The organism is Bifidobacterium imperatoris (assembly GCF_002860405.1).
Classification (GTDB): Bacteria; Actinomycetota; Actinomycetes; order Actinomycetales; family Bifidobacteriaceae; genus Bifidobacterium; species Bifidobacterium imperatoris.
On sequence record NZ_NMWV01000004.1, the window covers coordinates 15,851 to 38,629 of the forward strand.

The 22,779-nt window shown below is 56.9% G+C and carries 11 protein-coding genes and 2 tRNA genes; 8 read left to right on the forward strand and 5 right to left on the reverse strand.

Annotated elements, in window-relative coordinates; all coding sequences use genetic code 11:
• Positions 1 to 131: 131 nt before the first annotated feature.
• From Tam1G_RS01095 to gdhA, 5 genes are all read left to right on the forward strand, one after another.
• A tRNA-Ile gene (locus tag Tam1G_RS01095) sits at positions 132 to 205 on the forward strand.
• Between the two features lie 51 nt (positions 206 to 256).
• Positions 257 to 332, forward strand: a tRNA-Ala gene (locus tag Tam1G_RS01100).
• A gap of 149 nt (positions 333 to 481) precedes the next feature.
• A complete protein-coding gene (locus Tam1G_RS01105; protein WP_101625158.1) occupies positions 482 to 2,524 on the forward strand; it encodes an acyltransferase family protein in 2,043 nt (680 codons plus the stop codon).
• Between the two features lie 210 nt (positions 2,525 to 2,734).
• Positions 2,735 to 3,709 (forward strand): DUF5692 family protein, encoded by a 975-nt coding sequence (locus Tam1G_RS01110; protein ID WP_033891478.1) that lies wholly within the window; start codon positions 2,735 to 2,737, stop codon positions 3,707 to 3,709.
• Between the two features lie 391 nt (positions 3,710 to 4,100).
• Positions 4,101 to 5,447 (forward strand): NADP-specific glutamate dehydrogenase, encoded by a 1,347-nt coding sequence (gdhA, locus tag Tam1G_RS01115; protein ID WP_033891479.1) that lies wholly within the window; start codon positions 4,101 to 4,103, stop codon positions 5,445 to 5,447.
• Positions 5,448 to 5,555: 108 nt separating this feature from the next.
• Here the strand turns inward: gdhA and Tam1G_RS01120 are convergent, their stop codons facing one another.
• Both Tam1G_RS01120 and lacZ read right to left on the reverse strand, forming a co-directional pair.
• On the reverse strand, positions 5,556 to 7,865 hold the full coding sequence (locus tag Tam1G_RS01120; protein WP_237746130.1) for a pectinesterase family protein: 2,310 nt from the start codon (positions 7,863 to 7,865) through the stop codon (positions 5,556 to 5,558).
• A 271-nt stretch (positions 7,866 to 8,136) separates the two neighbouring features.
• Positions 8,137 to 11,316, reverse strand: a complete 3,180-nt coding sequence (lacZ, locus tag Tam1G_RS01130; RefSeq protein ID WP_033891481.1) for a beta-galactosidase, LacZ type — start codon at positions 11,314 to 11,316, stop codon at positions 8,137 to 8,139.
• A 189-nt stretch (positions 11,317 to 11,505) separates the two neighbouring features.
• Between lacZ and Tam1G_RS01135 the strand changes: the two genes are divergently transcribed.
• Positions 11,506 to 12,522 carry a LacI family DNA-binding transcriptional regulator gene (locus Tam1G_RS01135; RefSeq protein WP_033891483.1) on the forward strand — a complete coding sequence of 339 codons (1,017 nt, stop codon included), beginning with the start codon at positions 11,506 to 11,508 and terminating at the stop codon, positions 12,520 to 12,522.
• A 98-nt stretch (positions 12,523 to 12,620) separates the two neighbouring features.
• On the forward strand, positions 12,621 to 13,652 hold the full coding sequence (locus Tam1G_RS01140; protein WP_033891485.1) for a LacI family DNA-binding transcriptional regulator: 1,032 nt from the start codon (positions 12,621 to 12,623) through the stop codon (positions 13,650 to 13,652).
• Between the two features lie 158 nt (positions 13,653 to 13,810).
• Here the strand turns inward: Tam1G_RS01140 and Tam1G_RS01145 are convergent, their stop codons facing one another.
• The gene (locus Tam1G_RS01145) at positions 13,811 to 18,013 is read right to left on the reverse strand and encodes a bacterial Ig-like domain-containing protein (protein WP_081890082.1); all 4,203 of its coding nucleotides are present in this window, start codon (positions 18,011 to 18,013) and stop codon (positions 13,811 to 13,813) included.
• Positions 18,014 to 18,351: 338 nt separating this feature from the next.
• Between Tam1G_RS01145 and Tam1G_RS01150 the strand changes: the two genes are divergently transcribed.
• A complete protein-coding gene (locus tag Tam1G_RS01150; protein WP_101625159.1) occupies positions 18,352 to 19,398 on the forward strand; it encodes a LacI family DNA-binding transcriptional regulator in 1,047 nt (348 codons plus the stop codon).
• A 106-nt stretch (positions 19,399 to 19,504) separates the two neighbouring features.
• Here the strand turns inward: Tam1G_RS01150 and Tam1G_RS01155 are convergent, their stop codons facing one another.
• Entirely contained in the window at positions 19,505 to 20,065 is a 561-nt protein-coding gene (locus tag Tam1G_RS01155) for a DUF3566 domain-containing protein (RefSeq protein WP_033891487.1), read from the reverse strand.
• Positions 20,066 to 20,134: 69 nt separating this feature from the next.
• Positions 20,135 to 22,741, reverse strand: a complete 2,607-nt coding sequence (gene gyrA / locus Tam1G_RS01160) for a DNA gyrase subunit A (protein WP_101625173.1) — start codon at positions 22,739 to 22,741, stop codon at positions 20,135 to 20,137.
• Positions 22,742 to 22,779 lie beyond the last annotated feature (38 nt).

Below are 22,779 nucleotides of genomic sequence, written 5' to 3' on the forward strand. Positions count from 1 at the left end.
ACCCCGTGCCGTGCTTGTAATCGTTCTCTATTATTGTTTCCCCCACCGCGACACGCCGAAACACGCTTGCGTTGACACCCTCGCATTCAGTGGTATTGTAATCACTTGTGCGCTTTTGGAGCGTGCGGATCGGGCCCATAGCTCAGCTGGTTAGAGCGCATCCCTGATAAGGATGAGGTCGGAGGTTCAAGTCCTCCTGGGCCCACGGAAAAATGAAGCGGCTCGCGAGCCGCTCTTTTTTTCAACAACTCAACATGGGGCTATAGCGCAGCTGGTAGCGCATCTGCTTTGCAAGCAGAGGGTCGCCGGTTCGAACCCGGCTAGCTCCACCACCAAACCCTTGGAATCAAGCCTATTCCAAGGGTTTTGCTTTTCACTCACCGCACTGCACAACGTACCGCACAACCGTAAATCTCAGTACCCCCACCGGCTACAATGCACCCCAGAGAGAACAGGCAGTTTGCAGAAAAGTGGTTCATCAATGACGAATCCTCGTCCGGCGCGCATCGCAGCATCGTCGCAGCATCATTCCGACAGCAACCCTAAGAGCATCGGCATGAATCCAGCGGATTCCCACATCAATAGCAGCCCCAAGCCGGCCAGCACCCATTTCACCGCCATCGATGGCCTGCGAGCATTGGCCATCCTCGGCGTGGTCGACTACCACACTCGCCCCTCGCTATTACAGGGCGGATTCCTTGGCGTCACCATCTTCTTCGTCATCAGCGGTTTCCTCATCACCCGCAGCATTACCGGCGAGCTCAGCCGCACCGGCAGCATCTCCTATGGCACGTACCTAGCCAAGCGACTGAAGCGACTCGTGCCGCCAGCAGTCGTCATTATTGCACTCACCGCTCTAGCCGCATATCTCACGTCGCCGAGCCTCCTGCCCAAAGTTCAAGCCGACGCACTGCCGTCACTGTTCTTCGTCAGCAACTGGGTGAATATCTTCCGGCATGTTTCCTATTTCGCGGCCGCCGGCTTGCCTTCGCCGCTGACCCATCTGTGGTTCCTCGGCGTACTGATGCAGTTCTATCTACTGTGGCCATTGGTATTGTTGGCGCTTCACCGTGCCAAACTGTCACGCAAAGCGCAGCTTGGCATCATCGCCGCGCTTATACTCGCCTCCACGCTCGCTATGGCATTCCTCTTCGATCCGAATGCCACGGGCAGCCGTTCATACTATGGCTTGGATACTCGTGCCGCAGAGCTGCTGGCCGGCGCACTCTTAGCACTGCTCATCACCGGCAATCAGCAAGCGGCGTCAGACAGTTCCCAGCCTCACCATCTCAACTTCGGCGATGCGCTGGCACTAGTGCCTTTGATGCTGCTGATTGTGGCCTTTGTCGCTGCCAAATCAAGTTGGACTGTGCTCTACCGCGGCGGCTACCTGATTGTGGCGCTACTCACCGCGCTACTGCTGGCAGCGGCCATCGTGCCCGGCAATATGGTGGGCCAAGCACTCTCCGCGCGCCCGCTCAGGTACATCGGCTCGCGTTCGTTCTCGCTGTACCTAGTGCATTATCCGCTGCTGGAGATGATGAATCCGGCCACGCGCACTACCAAACTGGCATGGTGGGAGTGGATTGTGCAGGCCATCGTACTGTGGATTGCCACGGAAGTGTTCTATCAGCTAATTGAGCGCACGATTCGCTTGGGTGCCACAGCTGCGCAAATCAAGTACCGGCACCGCGCTCAGGCCAAGCATAATGCGCGCGCTATCGCTCTTCGTGTGCTGCAACTTTGCCGTCGAATCATTATCGTGCTGTGCGCGGTCGGCACTGTGCTGCTGTGTGTATTACCGCTTGACTGGGGTGCGATTGCACAGGCTCGATCCGTGCAGCTGCGTCCGGTAACCGCCAAAGTCGAGGCAACGCCAGCGCAAACCAAGTCGGCGCCAAAGCCAGCGCAGCAGTCAGATGAATCCGCGCAACAAGCCGACCAACAAACCCAAGATGCCAACAAGCTGGTACCAGTGGCCGAAAAAGTACCGAATAATTTGGATACTTCCGGCTGGACCTACGACGCATCCACCGGTGTATGCAGTGCGGATCCGCTGATTATCAGCGATTCTGTGGAGATGGGCGCACAGCGCGTGCTAGTGAACACTATGCCGAACGCCATTCAGGACAATGAAATCGGCCGTAGTTTGGTTGCCTTCCCGTCCACCTACCAGCAGCATCTGGCGGCCGGCGACGATAAGCGCGTGGTGATTGCGGCACTGGGCACCAATAGCGCCGGAGCGAATCCGGAACAGTCATTTGAGGATGCAGTGACCGCGGTGAATGGCAAAGCCTTGTATTTCATTACGATTCGCAACCCCGCGATGGATGCCGAGGGCGTGAATGCAGCCATGCGTGCGGTGGCCGCTCGACATAAGAATGTGGGCATCATGGATTGGTATGGGCTGAGCGAGGGGCATAGCGAGTACTTCTATGATGACGGCGTGCATCTGACCATCGGTGAGGGATTGGGGCGTGAGGCCTATTCGCATATGGTCATTCAGGCTTTGTGCGGCCAGTGATTTCCTCAGCAAACACCCTCTTTTGACACAGCGTCAAAAGAGGGTTTACAATATGCTGCGAGAGAAATTGACGCTTCGTCAACAATGCTCGTTCCGCAATGATTGCAGGACACAGCACCTCGAGCCAAGCGCCAACAGCCCAGGCCCCGGCATCCAACGAGGGATGACGAGCACAGGGCACAGCAACTAGGACACTCGGAAAGGACCGTTATGCTGTTTCAGGTCTACGGCGACAATGCCGTCTATCAATGGATTGGATGGATTCTCGTCTTCTGCTGCCTTATCGGCGCCAACGAGCTCGCTCGTCGCACCAAAACTGGTGGCGTGGTGGCGTTCCTCGTCATTCCCGCAATCCTGACCGTCTACTTCATTACCATCTACACGGCCGCCGCTATGGGTGCTGAGTGGGCTCTGAACAACCCCACCTACGTGCACATGACGAGCTGGTTCCATTACGCCAAGCTGTACGCGGCCACCATCGGCTGCATCGGCTTCATGGCCCTCAAATACAAGTGGGGCTCCATCGGCAAATCGCACTGGTTCAAGTGCTTCCCGTTCGTCATCGTGGCCATCAACATCCTGATCGCCGTGGTCTCCGACTTTGAATCCGCCATCCGCGGCTGGGGCGGCACCTGGGTTTCCACCGAAGGCGTGACCCTGTACGGTGGCTGGCACAACGTGTTCAACGGCTTGGCCGGCATCCTCAACATTTTCTGCATGACCGGCTGGTTCGGCATCTACGCTTCCAAGAAGAAGGACGATATGCTCTGGCCGGACATGACTTGGGTGTTCATCGTGGCCTACGACCTGTGGAACTTCTGCTACACCTACAACTGCCTGCCCACCCACTCCTGGTACTGCGGCCTCGCACTGCTGCTCGCTCCAACCGTGGCCAACTTCTTCTGGAACAAGGGTGGCTGGATTCAGAACCGCGCCTTTACGCTGGCCATCTGGTGCATGTTCGCCCAGGTGTTCCCGATGTTCCAGGATTACTCCGTGTTCTCCACCCAGTCCGTGAACAACCCGAACGTGAACCTCGTGGTTTCGCTGATCGCACTCGTGGCCAACGTGCTGGCTTTGGGCTACATCCTCATCCGCGCCAAGAAGCAGGGCATCAACCCGTGGATGCAGGAAGCCTTCAAGGGCACCAAGGACTTCGAACAGGCCATCGCCCGCGCTGCGTGATTGCTACATAATTGCTGCATAAACGCTACATAACATATGCGCTGACGTCTCATTCGTGGGACATCAGCGCATTTTCATTTGATTTGCGATGTTGTACTGCTGTGCCGTGGTACAACATCGTAGAACCTTGTGATTCCCTGCATTGCGGCAAGGAAAATGGCTTATCATCGTCGCTTGGGAACATGCGTACCGAACAACGAATGGTACGATCCCGCATTTTCACCCATTGCGCAATTTCGTACCATACATCCTTTGGCGATCACCCACCACAAGCCCCCTGCGGTGTCCACCTAGTGAGGAATCTCGCAGGCACCTCTTGAGCGTTTCCAGAGTTCACGCCTACAATCGGAAGCGTCTTATTTGATAGTCCAACCCAAAGGGGAGTTTCACTATGCTCACTAACGAGTACGTCAAGCGCGTCTATGATCAGGTGCAGAAGCGCGACGGCGATCAGCCCGAATTCCTGCAGGCCGTCTACGAGGTGCTGGACACTTTGCAGCCTGTTGTCGCCAAGCATCCTGAATACGAGGCCAACGGCGTGCTGGAGCGCCTCGTCGAGCCTGAGCGCGTGGTGAAGTTCCGCGTGGCTTGGGTTGACGATGCCGGCAAGGTGCAGGTCAACCGCGGCTACCGCGTGCAGTTCAACTCCGCCATCGGCCCGTACAAGGGCGGTCTGCGCTTCCACCCGACCGTGAACGAGGGCGTCATCAAGTTCCTCGGCTTTGAGCAGATCCTGAAGAACTCCCTGACCACGCTGCCGATGGGTGGCGGCAAGGGCGGCTCCGACTTCGACCCGAAGGGCAAGTCCGACGCTGAAGTCATGCGCTTCTGCCAGGCCTTTATGACCGAGCTGAGCCGTCACATCGGCCAGTTCACCGACGTTCCGGCCGGCGATATCAACGTCGGCGCCCGTGAAATCGGCTACCTGTTCGGCCAGTACAAGCGCATTCGTGACGAATACTCCGGCGTGCTGACCGGCAAGGGTCTGGAATTCGGCGGCTCCCTGGCCCGTACCGAGGCCACCGGTTATGGCCTGTGCTACTACACCGCAGAAGCTCTGCGCGTACTCAAGAACGATTCCTTCGAAGGCAAGACCGTGGTGATCTCCGGCTCCGGTAACGTGGCCATCTTCGCCACCGAGAAGGCTCAGGAGCTGGGTGCCAAGGTCGTGACCGCTTCCGATTCCAACGGCTACGTCTACGATCCGGATGGCATCAAGCTGGATATCGTCAAGGACATCAAGCTGGGCCACCGCGGCCGCATCAAGGAATACGCCGAGCGCGTGCCGGGCGCTGAGTACCACGAGGGTTGCTCTGGCGTGTGGACCGTGCCGTGTGACATCGCTCTGCCGTGTGCCACGCAGAACGAAATCGACGAGGCTTCTGCCGAGGCTCTGGTCAAGAACGGCTGCAAGGTGGTGTGCGAGGGCGCTAACATGCCGTCCACTCCAGAAGCCATCGCCGTCTACCAGAAGAACGGCCTGCTGTACGGCCCGGCCAAGGCTGCCAACGCCGGTGGCGTGGCCGTCTCCGGCCTGGAGATGAGCCAGAACAGCTACCGTCTGTCTTGGACCTTCGAGGAGACCGACGCCAAGCTGAAGTCCATCATGGAATCCATCGTTGCCGAGTCTCTGGCCGCCGCCAAGGAATACGGCGAGGAAGGCGACCTGATGGCTGGCGCCAACATCGCAGGCTTCGTCAAGGTGGCCAACGCAATGGTCGCCCAGGGCATTCTGTAAATCTGGGTTGTAACCCTCAGAGCTAAGTACAACAAGAAAACCGGTGTTTGGAGCGAATATGTGCTCCAAACACCGGTTTTTCATTGTGCTCAAGCAATCATCTAAGCGCTACTGCCGCTTATGACGCACAACAACCAAAACAACGCCGGCTGCCACCAGCAGCAGCACAACCACAGCGATAGCGGCTACGGATGAACCAGTGTTGGCAATCTGCTTGGCCTTAGGGCGATGACGGGAAACAGTGCCCGCCTGGCTATCAGTACCTGGCTGTGAAGCCGTGGTGTCAGTGCCGGTTGAGTACTTCTGATCGAACGCAAACGGCCATGCGCCATCAGGTGCAGCCCACTGACCAGCTTCCGTACCAAAGCCCATGTCAGCAAGCAGTTCCGCACGCTTGGCCTGTACTTGGGCCGCATCCAAAGCTTCCATCTTGCCGAGCACAATCTTCGAATAATCGGCGGGATTCAGCAGCGCTCCGGACTCGTCATGGCTAGCGTATTCAGCAAAGCGCACATCAGGGTGGAAGGTCACGTCCACGCTCTTGCCACTCTTATCCTTGCCGGTCCACACATTCCAACGGTCCTTGATGACCTTGCTGGAAATAGTGCTGTCGAGGTACGTCACAGCGGACGAAATATCCGCATATGTATCGTTCTTCGCATTCAAATTCACATCGGTCACGTAGCTGCTGCCGTCAGCCGTGCGCACCTGCGAATACTTCGCAAATGTCTGCCACGGGCGACCCAGCGAAAGCTTCGCATTATCACCGTAAGCATCGGAAACGGTCAGGCGGCAGCGGTCAATCACCAGACCAACGCCGGACTTCTTCGTATTGGCAGCGGTGAAATAACCGTTGTTCTTGCCGGGGAACGCGGCCATATGCAGTTCAGTGCCGGTGAAGTATGCATTCGCGTCGCCGAACACGAAGTCCACCGTGCCTTCAATGTATCCGCCATCCACGTATACGCGATTGCCGGCCCCCTGCACGTACAACGTGTCCTGACGGCCGATAATGCGGCTGTTCTTGAGGTATACCTTGTCTGCCTGAGTGTTCAGGGCAACGGCTGGAGTCTGCTGGCCTTCAGCGGTGTGATCCACCACGTTGTAATCATTTTGGAAGGTGATGCCGTAGGCTGCGAAACCGGTAGCACCCGCGCCAATGGTCACAGTGGCGCACTTATTGGTGCCCAGATCGAATGCATCCTGCGGCACGAAGTTGCCCGCAGCATCGAATGTGTTGGAGGAATAGTAGCTGGCGCGAATCGTCACCGCGCGCTTGGCAGTCACGTCAGCGTTGGCAAAGGTGACGCCCGGCTTGGTTACCGTCACCTTTTCGCGGTAATCTCCAGGAGCGATTTTCAGCACCAGTCGATTGGTCTCGGAAGAATCATTCGCGTCCAATGCAGCCTGAATGCTCTGGTACTGCTCGTTCGGACCAACGGTGACGATATGGCTGGCAACAGCGGGGGAGTCGGCAGCATAATCGATGGCGATGCCGGTCAGGTAGAGGCTACCGGCACCTGCAACGGTAAGTGGCACATAACGCGTGGAGTCGGTACTGACCACGCTTGCGGCACCGGTGGCAATATCCGCATCATTGAGCTTGAGCGTGGCCCCATATGCCTGGCCCTGCACGGTGATGCTGGCACCGCCTTCGGCTTGGGCGACAGGAATGTACAGAATAGTTCCGGCGTTTACCTGAGTATCACTACCGCCGCTGGCTGCTGTGGTACGCGGGCTGAACTTGGCACCTTGTACTCGAGCATCAATGGCGATGCCGTGGTAGTCGGCAGTGCCACCTTGCACAGTTGGTCGATCGGTTGCAGCTTCGGTGAAATCCCAGCTGGTATCTGTAGCCGACACGGCAGCAGGGGTACCGGGGAACGCTGGTTCCGGCTTCTGTTCGGCAAGAACGATGCTGTTGAGGTACGACGAAGGAGCTGTAAATGTGATGTTGACGGTAACGTCAGTATCCGATGCGGGCACGGTGATGACATTGTCTTTTACCTCGCCCGCAGATGCAGTGACCGCAGTGGTGCCGCCTGAAAGCGACAGGGTGATGGTCGCTGGATTGGTATGAGCCGGTACCGGGACGCCAATGATGGTTCCCGCGTTGATTTGGGTGTCGTTGGTGCGCGGTGCGAATTTGGCTCCGACTGCAGTGGCGTCAATGGTTAGGCCATCGAAAGTTTGCGATGCACCTTGCACTGTGCCCAATGCGGCAAGAGCGGCATTGGTTGATGCATCCAAAGACCAGGTATGGTCGATAGCTGATGCAGCAGTAGTATTTACTGAGCTTGATGATTGCGATGCAGTTGGATTGCTAACTTCTGTAGCTGATGCGGTGGCCGCGGCCCCGCCGAATATCATGCCGGCAGCCAGTAGTATGCCAGCAGCGCGAAGAATGGTTTTCTTCATGGGAATCTCTCTTATGCTGTGAATTGGATGTAGCACAGTGGATAACAGGGAGAAATCCCAATACACCACAACCTGAGCAAATCCCCCTGCCTATGCTCGCGCTCAACATAGCACTGGAGAAAGTGCTATCGGAACCCCCGAACCGCATTCAGAAAAAGGGTGCACCCTTTGTGACCAAATGTACATATGGCAGTACATATCGGTTATGCGCGCAACAAAAATGCCTGCAACCAAGATGGCAGCAGGCATTCTGTACTTAATTGTGATGATCTCAAATCAGCTCAAGCGTCACGTCGAGCTTCAGGGGCTTATCGGCGGGCAGCTGGAACTCCGGGTGCACGGGTGCGCCCCAGGTGTCGTCGCCGCCAATACCCATCTGGGCAGCCAGCAGACGCAGGAACGTGTGGCGCACTGGCGGCAGTTCGTCAGCATGCAGCGCGTCCTCCAGCATCAGCGAGCTGTACGGCAGCAGGCTCACGGCGAACGGCTGCGCATCGGTTCCGGCTGCGGTCACGCGCATACCATGTCCTTCGGCGTCGGTGATTTCCGCCCAGCGCACGCCCTCATGATTGCCGGTTTCCTGCGGCACCAGATATGGCGCGAAGTCCTCGTCCGCCGTGCGGGAGAAGATGCCCAGCTTGCCGCCGTGCAGGCGGTCACGATACGTCTCTTCAGGGCCAAGACCGTAGAAACGCAGGTGATCGTACTGGGACGGCAACGCCCATTCGAGACCGAATGCCGGCAGGGTGGCGGCATCCGCCTCGCCCGGGAATTCGGCAGTCAGATGGATGCGCAGGGCGGCATCAATCTCATAACGAACAGTAACCGGCGTATGCGCCGCATCAGCCAGCTCATAGATGTACGTGCCAGTCAGACCCTCGACGTTCTGCTCGATGGCAGTGCCGACCACGCGCGCATAGCGTCCGGCTGCGAACCATTGTGCGCGATTGAATCCGGACTGGTTGCCGCGATCGTTATCCACCAGCGCACGGAAGGTGGTCAGCGAAGGCCGGCGAATCACCATTTCACGGTCGGCTTCACCATTCGTACCGAATCGCTTGAAGGAGACCAATCCGCCTGCGCTCTTGGAGAGCAGCGCCTCGGCGGCATCATTGTGAATGCCGGCATTAAACGGATCCTCAGCCACCACAGCCAGAGAAGCAGCCGCAGCGGAATCAACCTCAGCATCGCCAAAGTCCACGCTGGCCACATACTGCCCGAACGTCAGCTCATACCCGGCCGGCGCCCAGTCGGTGGCCGAAGCCAGTCGCTGATCGACTTCGTACACGACTTCCGCACGACCGCTCAGCGGCACCAGATCGGTGACGCGTGGGAAGGCAATCGGCAGTCGCTGCGTGTCTCCTGCCGGCACATCAAAGCGATAATCCGCATGCCAACGCTCAACACCGTTCACCAGCACGCGCGCGGCGAACACATAATCAGCGGTGGAGATGAACAGGTTGTCGTTGATGATGGTCACGCCGGACTCGTCCGGAGTTAGGCGCACGTTGGCATACAGTTGCTTGACTTCCTGTGCCTTAGGCGTGGGCGTGCGGTCCGCGAAGACGATGCCATTGCCGCTGAATTCGTAGTCGGTTGGGCGGTCGTAGAAGTCACCACCGTAGGCGAGGCGCTCGGTGCCGTCACCGAGAGTCTGGAACAGTGCCTGATCCACGTAATCCCAGATGAATCCACCTTGGTACTTCGGGTATTGCTCGAGTGCGGTGTACAGGTGCAGGCCACCGGTGGAGTTGCCCATCGAATGCGAGTATTCGCAGGAGATGTATGGCTTCTGATCGTCGCCGAACAGGTACAAGTTCTTGATTTCGTCAGGTTTGGCGTACATGCGGCTCATGATGTCCGTCACGTCGCTGTATTCCGGCTCGTTGAACACGCTCTCATAATGCACCGGACGATCAGGGTCGTTGGCATGCACGAAGTCGCGCATGGTACGGAACACATCGCCACCGAAGGACTCGTTGCCCAACGACCAAATCACCACGCTTGGATGGTTCCAGTCGCGGTGCATCATGCTGTTGAGACGGTCCACGCAGGCCGCACGCCATTCGTCACGGCTGCCCGGCACGGCGGTTTCCGGATGGAAGGTACCGTCCGCGTAGGTCCACGTGCCGTGGGTTTCGAGATTCGTTTCGTCGATCATGTAGATGCCGTATTCGTCGCACAGCTCGTACCAGCGGGTCTGGTTCGGGTAGTGGCAAGTGCGCACGGCGTTGATGTTCAAGCGCTTGAATTCGCGGATATCCTTAAGCATCACAGCTTCGGAAACCGCGCGGCCAGTGCGTGCATCGAACTCGTGGCGGTTCACGCCCCTGAACACAATGCGTTTGCCGTTGATCTTCATCAAGCCGTCTTCGATGGCGAAGTGGCGGAAGCCAATGCGCTGCGGCACGGCTTCGATCACCTGACCGTTCTCATCCAACGCAGTGATGGTCAGGGTGTACAGGGTCGGCTCTTCCGAACTCCACGCGTCCACATGGCCAACGTTCACCTTCCAACTAACGGCGATGGGGGAGTCGTCAAAGTTTTCAATAACCGGCACGTCAGCAATGCTGTTGCGCCACACTTCCGCACCAGAAGCGTCTGTCAGCACGGCCTCAAAAGCATTGGCACCGGAGGCGTTGCGCACGAATGCATCAACGCTCAGCTCACCCTCTCCAGCAGCGACATCGTAATCGGCGGTGACGCGCAGATCCTGAACATGGACGGCTGGCTGAGCGGTGAGTTCCACCGAGCGGAACAGGCCGTGCATGCGCCAGAAGTCCTGATCTTCAAGCCAGCTGGCGGATGTGTACTGGAAGCAGGCCACGGCAAGCACGTTCTCGCCCGGCTGCAGTGCGGCGGTCACATCGAATTCACTGGGCGTAAAGGAGTCCTCAGAGTAACCGATAAATACACCGTTGAGCCACACGGCGATGGCGGTGGAGGCACCTTCAAAGGTCACGGTAATAGGACGCACAGGAGTCTCACCGGCCGCCAACGCCTGCACATTTGCAGACACGGCTGCGGCAACCTTGTATTCCGGCGTAAAGGCGCGGCGGTAAAACGCCACATAATTATGCTCGGGGATGCCCGGTGCCTCGGGAGCCTCGTGACCAGACCACGGGTATTGCTGGTTCACATACTTATGCGGCAGGAATCCCTTGACTTCCAAGCAGGACGGCACATCGATGGTTTCGAATGCAGAGTCGTCGAAACTGGGAGCAGCAAAATCAGCAGCAGTCAGCGTATCAGTACCGAGGTCAGACAGATCAGCGAGCGACACTACCCATTCGCCGTCCAAGCTTTGCTGCAGATCCATCGATTCGCCCGCAGCCGGAGCATGGTCATAGAAACGATGGCTTGAATGCGCAGCCACTCTGTTCACTGCGAACACTCGTGGATCCGTAAGCCATGCCGGATTGAATTGTTCGGCAATCATCGAATCAGTCATGTGATTATCGCCTTCCTGAATTATGTTGCACACCACCATGTGATTAGTAAATAAACTGTTTACTAAACAGCATACTTCATATTGCATATCCACACGCACATGAATTCAATGCATTACGATGGATAATAAGTAAACGCATTACTGTTGCGCATTAATGCAGCACATGGAAAGAACTCATCGGGAATCATTATGGTCACTATCAGGCAAATAGCACAGCAAGCCGGATTCTCCCCGGCAACCGTTTCCCGCCTGCTCAATGGCGACCCCACGTTTTCCGTCAAAGAGGAAACCCGGCGCAAGATTCTTCAGGTGAGCAGAGAACTCGGGTACGAGGTGCAGGAAAGGCATTTCCTAGCCCCGCATGATATCGCCGTACTGGATGCCATCGATAGCGACGAGGAACTGCTGAACGCCTACTACAGCGAATTGCGCAACGCCTTGCTTGCCACCGCAGAAGATATGCACATTACCTTGTCGTTCTTCAAAGATGTGCAGTCGCTGACGGCAAACGCCGATCAATACGATGGTTTTGTGTCTATCGGCCCGGAAGTGCACAGTCAAGCAGAATTGCAGCAGCTGCATGATGTGCTGCCTCACGGCGTATTCATCGATGTGAATCCCGCGCCCAACCTGTTCGATTCAGTGCAGCCGGATCTGGCGCAAACCGTATTGGATGCCTTGAGCGAGGCCACGGCCCGCGGCATGAATCGCATTGGATTCATCGGCTGCAAAGGCCACATCATGGGTACATACGAGTATCCGGAAGATGTCCGCACTTTGGCTTTCCGCAACTGGTGCGAGCGTCTCAACGTGAACAATGACGGGCTGATTTTCATCAGCGAGCAGGTGAGCGTGGAGAGCGGCCGCAAACTCGGCGAACAGGTGGTCAAAGCACTTGACGGCAACCTGCCGGATTGTTTCATCGTGGCCACTGATGCTTTGGCCGTGGGCATGTTGCAGGCGTTCAATCAGGCCGGCATTATTGTGCCGCGGGATGTGAGCCTGATCAGCATTAATAATCAGACCATCGCACAGTATGTGTCGCCTCCGCTGACCACGTACGACATCAACCAGCAGGATCTGGCGAGAACCGCGCTGCTGGTACTGTCCCAGTCGCTGAATTACGACTCCGCCACCCACACGCATACGCTGCTTTCCACCACGCTGGTGCCGCGCGAAAGCTTCGTGTCACAAGCACGGAGCTGATATATCGCCATCAATGCCTTTTGTTCACACATCTTGCCGTAACCGGTTACCATTATGTACTGCAATGAAGCAATTCACTAAGGAAAGCGGATATCCACATGTCTCGCACAGCAATAGCGACCAAAAAAGTGACCATTAGAGATGTGGCCCGCTTAGCCGAAGTGTCCTACGGCACTGTTTCCAGATACCTTAACGGCAATGAGCATGTTTCCACCGATGCCGCGCGCCGCATCGCCAAGGCCATCGAAGAATCTCATTACACGCCGAACAAAGCGGCTCGCTCACTGGCTCAGCAGCGTACCTCAACTGTTGCCTTCATCGTGCAGGTCGAATCCATAGCCACCCTGCTGCAAGCAAGTACTGCCGCCGCTATGGCGGAAGCCAATCAAACCTTGGGCGATGCCGGCTATCAGATGGTCACGCTCATCGCCAATTCCGAGGATTCCACACAGCGCATAGCACAGCTGGTACAAAGCGACTTCGCCGATGGGTATCTGTTGTTCTCCTTAAGTGAGGATGATTCGCTGATCAATATTTTCCGCACTGCGCATCGTCCGGTGGTATTGTCCGAAGCCAGCGATCGCAGTACCGCAGTTTCCTACCCAGCCGTGGATTTCGCTAACGCCGACGGTCAGTGCAGTATTACCCGGTATTTGCTGGACCAAGGGAAAATCAGGCTGGCCTATGTGTGCGGGCCTGGTTACTCGCCATCGTCAAGCAAGCGACTGCACGGCTTCAAACAAGCTATGGGAGCATATTTCGATGACAGTCATGTGTATTACGCCGACGATTGGGAAATCGCCAGCGGTGAGATGGCGGCAGTTGAATTCCAGCCGATGCTTCATGACCTCGACGGTATCGTATGCGCCAACGACAATATCGCCATTGGCGTGATTAATCAGCTGCGTCGATTCGGCTATCGGGTGCCCGAAGATATTGCGGTCACTGGTTTTGATGATTCCCCGATTGCCACGATGATGGATCCAAAGCTCACTACAGTGCGACAGGATTCGTGGCTGCATGGCCGTGTGATGTCGCAGCTGTTGCTCCGTATGCTGCACGGCGAGGTAGTGGATCATCAAACCGTCAAACTACTGCCCACCGAGATTGTGACTCGGCAGTCAGCGTAGGTTTGCCGCGCTGATTCGTTTGTATGTTCACGCAATCCACGACCCCTGCGCGAACTTACAAACGATTTGCACGACAAAAGCCTTTGTATGTTCGCGCACCATACGTGACTTGCGCGAACACACAAAGGCTTTCCGGCCAAACAGCCGTTCGTCAATGATTAGTGACGCTTACGGTTGATGAGCAGAACACCTCCCACAATCACCAGAGCAACCACCACACCAGCGATAATCGTCACCGACGAACCGGTATCGGTCAGCTTGTCGCCCTTTTGAGTGCTGGGCTTGTTTTGATTGCTGTTGCCCTTAGCCTTGACGGTCACGGTAAACGTGGCGGTCTTGGTAGTGTCGGACTTCAGCGTCACCACAACATTGAACTCGCCGGCCGTGGTGAACGGCTTGGTCAAGTCAACCGGGTTATCGGAGGCATCGAAGGCAGTCAACTTGTATTCGCTTGCGCCAAGTTCGCGTGTGGTGCCGTCAGACAGCGCCGCATTCACCTTCAAGCCGTCTGCAGAGAACTGGCCACCGACCGTATATGTGGTCTTGGTCGGGTTCTGCGCCACAGCAATACTCGTAATCGTCAGTTCAGGCTCCGGTTCCGGCTGCTTGTGAGCAACCGTTACCGTAAATGTGGCCTTGGCTTCAGCATTGTCAGCAGAAGTGACTGTGATGGTCAGGTCACCGGCTGGCAGCGGCTGGTCAAGGTCCACTGCTTCACCGGCAGCATTGGTGGCTGCCAGCGTGTATTCGCCAGACGACAGCTCATCGGTGCTGCCATCCGACCACGTACCCTGCACCTTGAGTCCGGATGCGGAGAACATGTCACCCTCCGTGTATTCGGTCTGGCTCGGTTCGGCTGCAATCTTCAGCGAATCGAGCGTCGGCAGCGGGTCGGCAGCCTGGAAGATCTTCACCTCAGCCACCTTGGAGTATGGGTAGTCACTGCCATAGTTGGCAGGAGTGATGATCAGGCTAATGGCCTTGGTTGCCGGCAGACTGTTCAGATCCACGGTAGTTGGCGTGGACGGGTTACTGGCATCAGGTTTTCCGATGATGTCGGTATCCACCCAACTGCCATCGTCGGCAAGATACTGCACCTTGAACTGCTCAGGTGCCGCCTCGGCCTTGGTTTGGTCGAGATAGAATTCCAGCTTGCTCAGCTCATACTTCTGATCGAAGGTCCAGTTCAACCATGATGGGTTGGCTGGAGCGGTTTCGGACGAGTCCTTCCAATTCGACCAGTTGGTCGACAGGTTGTTATCGCAAGTGTACTTTGCGCTCGACGTGCCCCACTTGGTTTGCACATCGGAAGCAGCTGCAGACGAGCAGAACTTGTTCGCCAAGTTGGTCACGTTCTGCACTCGCACGCGGAATCGTGCCACCTTGCTGCCATCAACGTTAAGCTTGACCGTCACCGGCACCACGCCGGCCTTGGAGGAGTCGAAGCCCAGCAATGTGTATTCGGATGCATCGAGCACGCGCGTAGTACCGTCAGCCAAGGTAGCAGTGACTTCCAAACCAGCTGTATCCAGCGACTCACCAATTTGGTAATCAGCCTTGGATGGCTGCTTGGTCACAGCAATGGATTCGATATCCGTAGCTGGAGCAGCAGCCTCAACCAACGTGACGTTATCCACGTATGCAGCGGACGAGTCAGCCAAATCCGGCTGCTGAATATTGACCCACAGCGCGCTATCGGCAGCAGCATCCCACGGCACAGTGAATGTTCCGGATACGTAGACTTTCTCGCCGCCCTTTGCGGTTTCGGCATCCACGGTCTTATTCAGCAGTGCGGTGGAGTACTGGCTGAAGTTGCCGCCTGCGCCGGAGCCTTCCTTGCGATAGCGCACGGTGGCGCTCACCGTAGAAGGTGTCTCATCATTGCTGGCACCGGTGGTGATCCAGAAGCCAAGCTCATAGGTCTTGCCAGGCTCAGCCGGAATATTACGCTGGTCAATCTGCGTGAATGAGACGCCATCACTCTTGCCCAACTTGGCAGCACGCTCACCGGAAACAACAGCATCAGTCTGGTTCAGATCAGAGCGGTAACGCTTGAATCTGGAATCCTTGTACGTGTCGCGGTTCTTGGAACGGTCTCGGTTCGCCGGCGTCCAAGGCGAAATGCCGTTCCACGGCTCACTGTTGGTGCCGAGATTAATGTTCTCGAATGAACCATCCCACAGCTGGTCGTACACGGTTTTGACGCTGATGCCAGTAATCTCACCGGACTTTCCGGCATTGGTCAACGTCACCTTGGACACATCAGACGACGTGCGCACATGCAATACCTGCTCGCCTGCACCTGAGGTCTTCTGCACATAATCACGGTCATTGGCCAAGCCGGCTTCAAGCACGGCATCGCTTGCAGTAGTGGCCTTGATTTCCAAGGTGGCATTGCCCGGAGCGTCAATAGTCACCGACTTGCCGGCAGCCAGATCAGCCACATCACCGGTTTCAGTGGTGTCGGATCCTTGGAAGGCTCCTACTGCTGGAGCAGACCAGCCAGACACCACATGCTGGGTGCCGTAGGTCTGCTTGGCGTGATTGAAGCCGTGAGGGAAGTCACGAGTCTTCAGAGCATTGTCACCAGTCAGATAGGTGTTGCTGATGGCGAATGGGAAGTTGTCCGTGGCCATTGCACGCCCCTTGCCGGCCGCATATGCCGTGGCTTTGGCGGAGTACAGCGTGCTCAGATCGCCCTTGGCCACAGCCTCAAGATCAAGACCAGTGGCAGCAATGTAATCGGCAAGAGCAACGTACTTGTTGCCGTTTTCGTTCACCTTAGCCCACATGTTTTTGTCTCCGCCAACATACAGGTTGTTGCCGTAGTTGATTTGGAAGCCATCGGAGTTGAGCTTGTCGTTCTGGTCGGCCATAGCGGTGCCGTCCTGAGCGATAATCACATTGTTGTTGTAGGTAACGCCCGCGTTCTGCGCATTATTCGAGAACGTGACGTTGGTTCCCTTGGGCAGAATGGTTGTGTTGTTGTAATAGTTCATATCGGTGATGCCGTCGAGCGTCACGGTGCGGTAGGTGTTGGATGAGCCGTCGCAAGGTTTGCTTGCCACACCATCGTTGACGGACAGGTTGTAACGGAAGGTGCCGCCCAGCGCTGTGCCAATCAGTTCAGCATTGTTGTTCTGCCACTTGTACCAGTCGGTGCAGGCGCATACGAGCGTGGCACCACCGGCGTTGTCATGGCTGTAATTGTATTGGAATACGGTGTTACGGGTGCCGTAATCGAAGTCCCATGCAGTGCCATCGTTGTTACCGCTGGTCTTTTGCGTATTGGTCACTTCGTTGTACTGGAACAGTGTGTTATCCGAATTCCAATTCCAGATACCGGCGTTGGAACCTTGTCCAGATACGCTTGCCGCGTTTTCCAGATAGTTCTTTTCCACAACTGTGCCGTCAGACATCTGCACGACGATACCGTCGCCGCCAATATTCTTCAGCGTGTTTTCGGCAATGTACAGGTTGGTGTTCGGAGTCCACGCATATTGGTCACGCAGCGATCCGGAAACACCACACTCCCAAGCCACGTCTTCACGGCAACGGAAGTCGGACGACATATTGATGCCAGAGCGGTTCACATCGGTGATCGTATTGCCCACAATCTGTACATCATTGAACCAGGAAGGGGTCTTGCGGGACGTATCGGATTTAATGCTGCCTTTGGTTTGCGTTGCGCCATCAACCGGAATGGAACGACCGTAATTTTCCAGTTGGATTGCGGCCGAACCGCCCAGATCCTTCTGCTTTTCGCCGTAAATATCATGGATGGCATTGTTGCGAATCACGATGCCGCTCAGTTCGCCGGCATTATCGTTTTCTGCCGTAATACCGCGACGCATGTATTTATAGTGGTCCGCTTCAGGATCGGTGTTGCTGATATCAAGATTCTGCACAGTGATGTATTCGCTATTGCGCAGCAGTACCACATCGGCCACGCCATCGCCAGCGAGCTTTGGCGCGTCCGCGTTAGCGTCACCGTAATCACTGATGATGACGGGAGCTTCGGCAGTACCTTTTACGTTCACGATGCGCAGTGCAGCTTTGATGGTAGCGCCATCAACGGTTTGACTGTCACCGGTGCAGGTAGTGCCACGCTTGAACAGTAGCTGATCGCCAGCCTGCAGCGTCACACTGTTCGCTGCAGCGAATGAGTTCAGCGGACTATTTTGATCAGTTCCGTTACCGTTCTCTTTCGCGGAACAATCCACATAGTATGTGGTTCCCGTAGCTGGCACAGGATTATCTGTGTCTTCTGCGTATGCCGCCGGAACTACTAATATTCCGGCGCATAGTGTCGCCGCAGCGACCACTCCTCCAAATATTTTCTGCACATTGCTTGCAGCCATAGAGGAGACCTCCTCGTCCTTCCGTCAGCCGTCTCGCAGTCACCGATGACCGACTATCGCTACCGTAGCGATTCCTAACCGTTAGTGAGCCTAACGGCATTGATTAATGCCTGTGATGACGATCGATAAGAGACGCCATCGTCACGCATTTACCAAGCATACACAACCTACGTAACCGGTCACAAAAATGACAAAAGAGGGGTGTCACGATACTGAACAGCACCACGATTGTTGGACTGAAGTAATTCAGATTCGATGATCGGAGGTGCGGTTCAAAACGAGCAATGTAACGATAAACCACCCTGTTTTGTATATTGGTGAACAGCAAAGGGGTTTCTATGGTCACCATGAAAGATGTCGGGCGCGAGGCCGGAGTCTCCGCAATGACGGTTTCCAACGTGCTGCGCGGCAATACGAACGTCACGCCAGAGACGGCACAGCGTGTGCGCGAGGCTGCAGATAAGCTGCACTACCGGCTCAACACCACTAGCCTGTCTGCCCGCAGCCTGCGCGTCTCCGCAAGCCGTCACGGGCGTAATTTCAGTACCATTGGCCTCGCCATCTTCGAGCTTGACCGTCCCTATCCGTCTCAGCTCGCCTCGCTGATTTCCCAAGCGGCGGAAAAGCGCGGCTACCAGACCGTGGTGCAGGAAACCCGTATCAATGCGGATAACGAGCGTTCCATCATCGAACGAGTCTCCAATCAGTTCTGCGATGGCTTGATTTTCAGTTCCAGTCGCCTGTCCGCAGCGGAAATTGAGCAGTTGTCGAATCACCGACCGACCGTGCTGTTGGATGATGATCGCCCTCAGCAGGATATCGATACGATCTTGACGCCCAGCGAGACCGGTGCACAGGCCGCCATTGAATACTTGTGGAGTACCGGCAAAAGACATATCGGCATTATCGGCGGACTGGGCGAGAGCCTCGATGAGCATGAAACATTTGATTCCAATGACACCCGCCATCGCCGTCTGATGGGTTGCCGCAATGCGTTTGACACGCTGGGCGTGGATTGGATGAGTGTGCCGATTATCGCAACGCCTTGGAATGACACTGATGCCCGTCAGGCAATCATCCAGAACGCCGATATTGTGCGCTCCTGCGATGCCCTGTTCTGCATGACCGACACCACCGCATTCGGCGTGATTCGCGGACTGAAGGATATTGGCCTCAGCGTGCCCGACGATATTGCGGTAATGGGCTTCGACGGCATCGAAATGGGAGCCATTATGACGCCCTCTCTGACCACAGTGGCCGTGGATATCCCAATGGTGGCGCAAAAGGCCGTCGACATGCTCATCGAACGTATCGACGACGAATCCGACCGCAAACGCCAACGCATCGTAGCCGACTTCCACATCGCCCAGCGCGAATCCGCCTAGGAATCGTCCTTCGGCCGATAGATTCTTCCGAGGCTGCAGGCCGATGCTGATAATAGAAAAGCGGCTCCGAGGAGCCGCTTTTTCTGTAGTTGGTATTGGATGCGAATCAGTCGTCACCCAAGGTCAGGTGCACGCCGCCGACTAGGGAGCTGACCACGTTGTAGATCAGCGCGATGATGGTGGTCAGCAGGGTGAAGAGCACCACTTCCACGATGGAGAAGATGGTCATGCCGGAGACCACGGTGGTCAGAGACAGCACGTTCTTCAGATCGAAGTCGGCGTTCAGACCGGTGGCGGACACGATCTGGGTGAGCTGGTTAAACACGCCAACGGCATCCAGCAGCAGCCACACGATGGCGGCGGCCACAATCTGAATGATGGCACCGGCGATGGAAAGCATGAACGACACCTTGGCCACGGACCAGGCGTCCACGCGGGTCAGAGACAGGCTCATACGGCGGGCACGCGGGGTGCGGCGCACATTCGGGCGCGAGGTGGTCGGAGTGCTGCCGTTCGGCAGAGCGGACTCCTCCGGATCACTGGATACAGAACGTGCCACACGCGGAGCACCCTGATGAGAGCCGATCAGCGGCTCGACGGGTTCGTTCGCTGGGGTTACGGCTGCGGGCTGAATAACCGGCTCGTTGCCTTCGAGATTCTCGCTCATCGTTTCTCCTTAAACAGGCTATTGGTAGCCTCTGCTGTTAGAGAGGCTACCAGCTTTTCAGGACGCGGCTCATGCCTCGTCCGTGTTGTTCACATTCTCGCCGGATTGCGGGGTTTCAGCGGCTTCACCGGACTGTGCAGCCTCAGTGGTGGATTCCTCTTCCGGCTCGTCCTTTTCCTCGTTACGAGCGATGGAGAGGATTTCGTCGCCCTTGTCTGGCTTGGCGAAGGTTACGCCCTGCGTGGTGCGGCCAGTGCGGTTGACTTCATTCACGTTGGAGCGAATCACCTTGCCGGACTTCATGATGGCCATAACCTGATCGTCTTCGGAAACCACCAGAGCACCCACCAGGGAGCCACGGCCTTCAACCAGCTGAACTGCCTTCACACCAAGGCCATTACGGCCCTGCAGACGGTATTCCGAAATGGCGGTGCGCTTGGCGAAGCCTTCGTTGGTGACCACGAACAGGTCCTTGTCGGAATCGTTCGGCACCACATCCATAGCCAGCAGGTTGTCGCCTTCACGGAACTTCATGCCCTGCACGCCTGCGGTCTGGCGGCCCATCGGTCGCAGCTGATCGTCATCAGCCTGGAACTTCAGGCTCATGCCGAGCTTGGAGACCAGGATGATGTCATCCTCGGCGTTGCACAGTGCGGCACCGATCAGCTCGTCAGCGTTCTCGCCGTTTTCGTCGGCCATCAGACGCACGGCGATCAGACCGCCCTGACGTGGGGAGTCGTATTCGGCCAGCGGCGTCTTCTTGACCTTGCCGGAGCGGGTGGCGAGCACCAAGTACTTAGCCACCTCGTAGTTCGGGATGGACAGCACGGCCTGAATCTGCTCGTCCGGAGCGAACTGCAGTAGGTTGGCCACATGCTGGCCCTTGGAATCACGAGAGCCCTCGGGCAGCTCGTATGCCTTGATGCGGTACACGCGACCCTTGTTGGTGAAGAACAGCAGCCAGTTGTGCGTGGAGGTCAGGAAGAAGTGATCGACCACGTCATCCTCGCGCAGCTTGGTGCCCTTGATGCCCTTGCCGCCGCGGTGCTGGGCGCGGTATTCGTCGGCCTTGGTGCGCTTGATGAAACCGGAGTGGGTTACGGTAACCACCACGTTCTCTTCAGCGATCAGGTCTTCAACGTTCATCTCGCCGGAGAACGGCAGGATCTTGGTGCGGCGTTCGTCGCCGTACTTGGCCACAATCTCATCGAGCTCGTCGCCGATGATCTTGCGCTGGCGTTCCGGACGGGCCAGGATATCGATGTAATCGGCGATCTTGCGCTGCAGTTCCTCATGCTCGTTGACGATCTTGTCGCGGTTCATGCGGGTCAGCGTGCGCAGCTGCATGGCCAGAATGGCATCGGCCTGTACCTGATCGATGTCGAGCAGCTGCATCAAGCCGGTACGAGCGGTATCCGTGTCTTCAGAGGCTCGAATCAAGGCAATGACCTCGTCGAGCATGTCAAGGGCCTTCAGATAGCCCTGCAGGATGTGATCGCGCTCTTCAGCCTCACGCTTCAGGTATGCGGTACGGCGAGCAATCACGTCAAGCTGGTGATCCACCCAGTGACGAATGAATGCATCCAGAGACAGCGTACGCGGCACACCGTCGACCAATGCCAGCATGTTGGCACCAAAGGTCTGCTGCAGCTGGGAGTGCTTGTACAGGTTGTTCAGCACCACCTTCGGCACAGCATCGCGCTTCAGCACAAGCACAAGGCGCTGGCCGGTACGACCGGAGGTTTCATCGCGCATGTCGGCGATGCCCTGAATCTTGCCATCACGCACAGCCTCGCGAATGGAGACGACCAAGCGGTCCGGATTCACCTGATACGGCAGCTCGGTGACCACCAGGCACATACGGCCGTTGATTTCCTCAGTGTTGACCACGGCACGCATGGTGATGAGGCCACGGCCTGTACGGTAGGCCTGTTCGATGCCCTTGTGGCCGAGAATGGTGGCTCCAGTGGGGAAGTCCGGTCCCTTGATGATGCGGATCAAGTTCTCCAGCAGCTCTTCACGGCTGGCATCCGGATGCTCCAGCGCCCAATGCACGCCTTCAGCCACTTCGCGCATGTTGTGCGGCGGAATGTTGGTGGCCATACCGACTGCGATACCTGCGGAACCGTTGACCAGCAGGTTCGGGAAGCGGGCCGGCAGCACGGTCGGCTCTTGGGTCTTGCCATCGTAGTTCGGCACGAAATCGACGGTGTCCTTGTCGATGTCGCGCACCATTTCCATAGCCAGCGGAGCCATACGGCATTCGGTGTAACGCATGGCTGCTGCGGGATCGTCACCGGGGGAGCCGAAGTTGCCCTGACCATCGACCAGCAGGTAGCGCATCGACCAGGACTGTGCCATACGCACGAGGGTGTCGTAGATGGCGGCATCACCGTGCGGGTGGTACTTACCCATCACATCGCCCACGACACGGGAGCACTTGTTGTAGCCACGGTCCGGGCGGTAGCCGCCGTCGTACATGGCGTACACCACACGGCGGTGCACCGGCTTCATACCGTCGCGCACATCCGGCAGTGCACGCTCCACGATCACGGAGAGTGCGTAGGCCAGGTAGGATTCACGCATTTCCTGCTGCAGATCCTTGCGCTGGATGCGTTCTCCAGTCATCAGACCGTAATCGGTGTTGTCCGCTTCCTGCGGGCTCAACGGCTCCATAGAGCCGTCCGGAACGAACTGCTCGTCGGCGCCGTCGG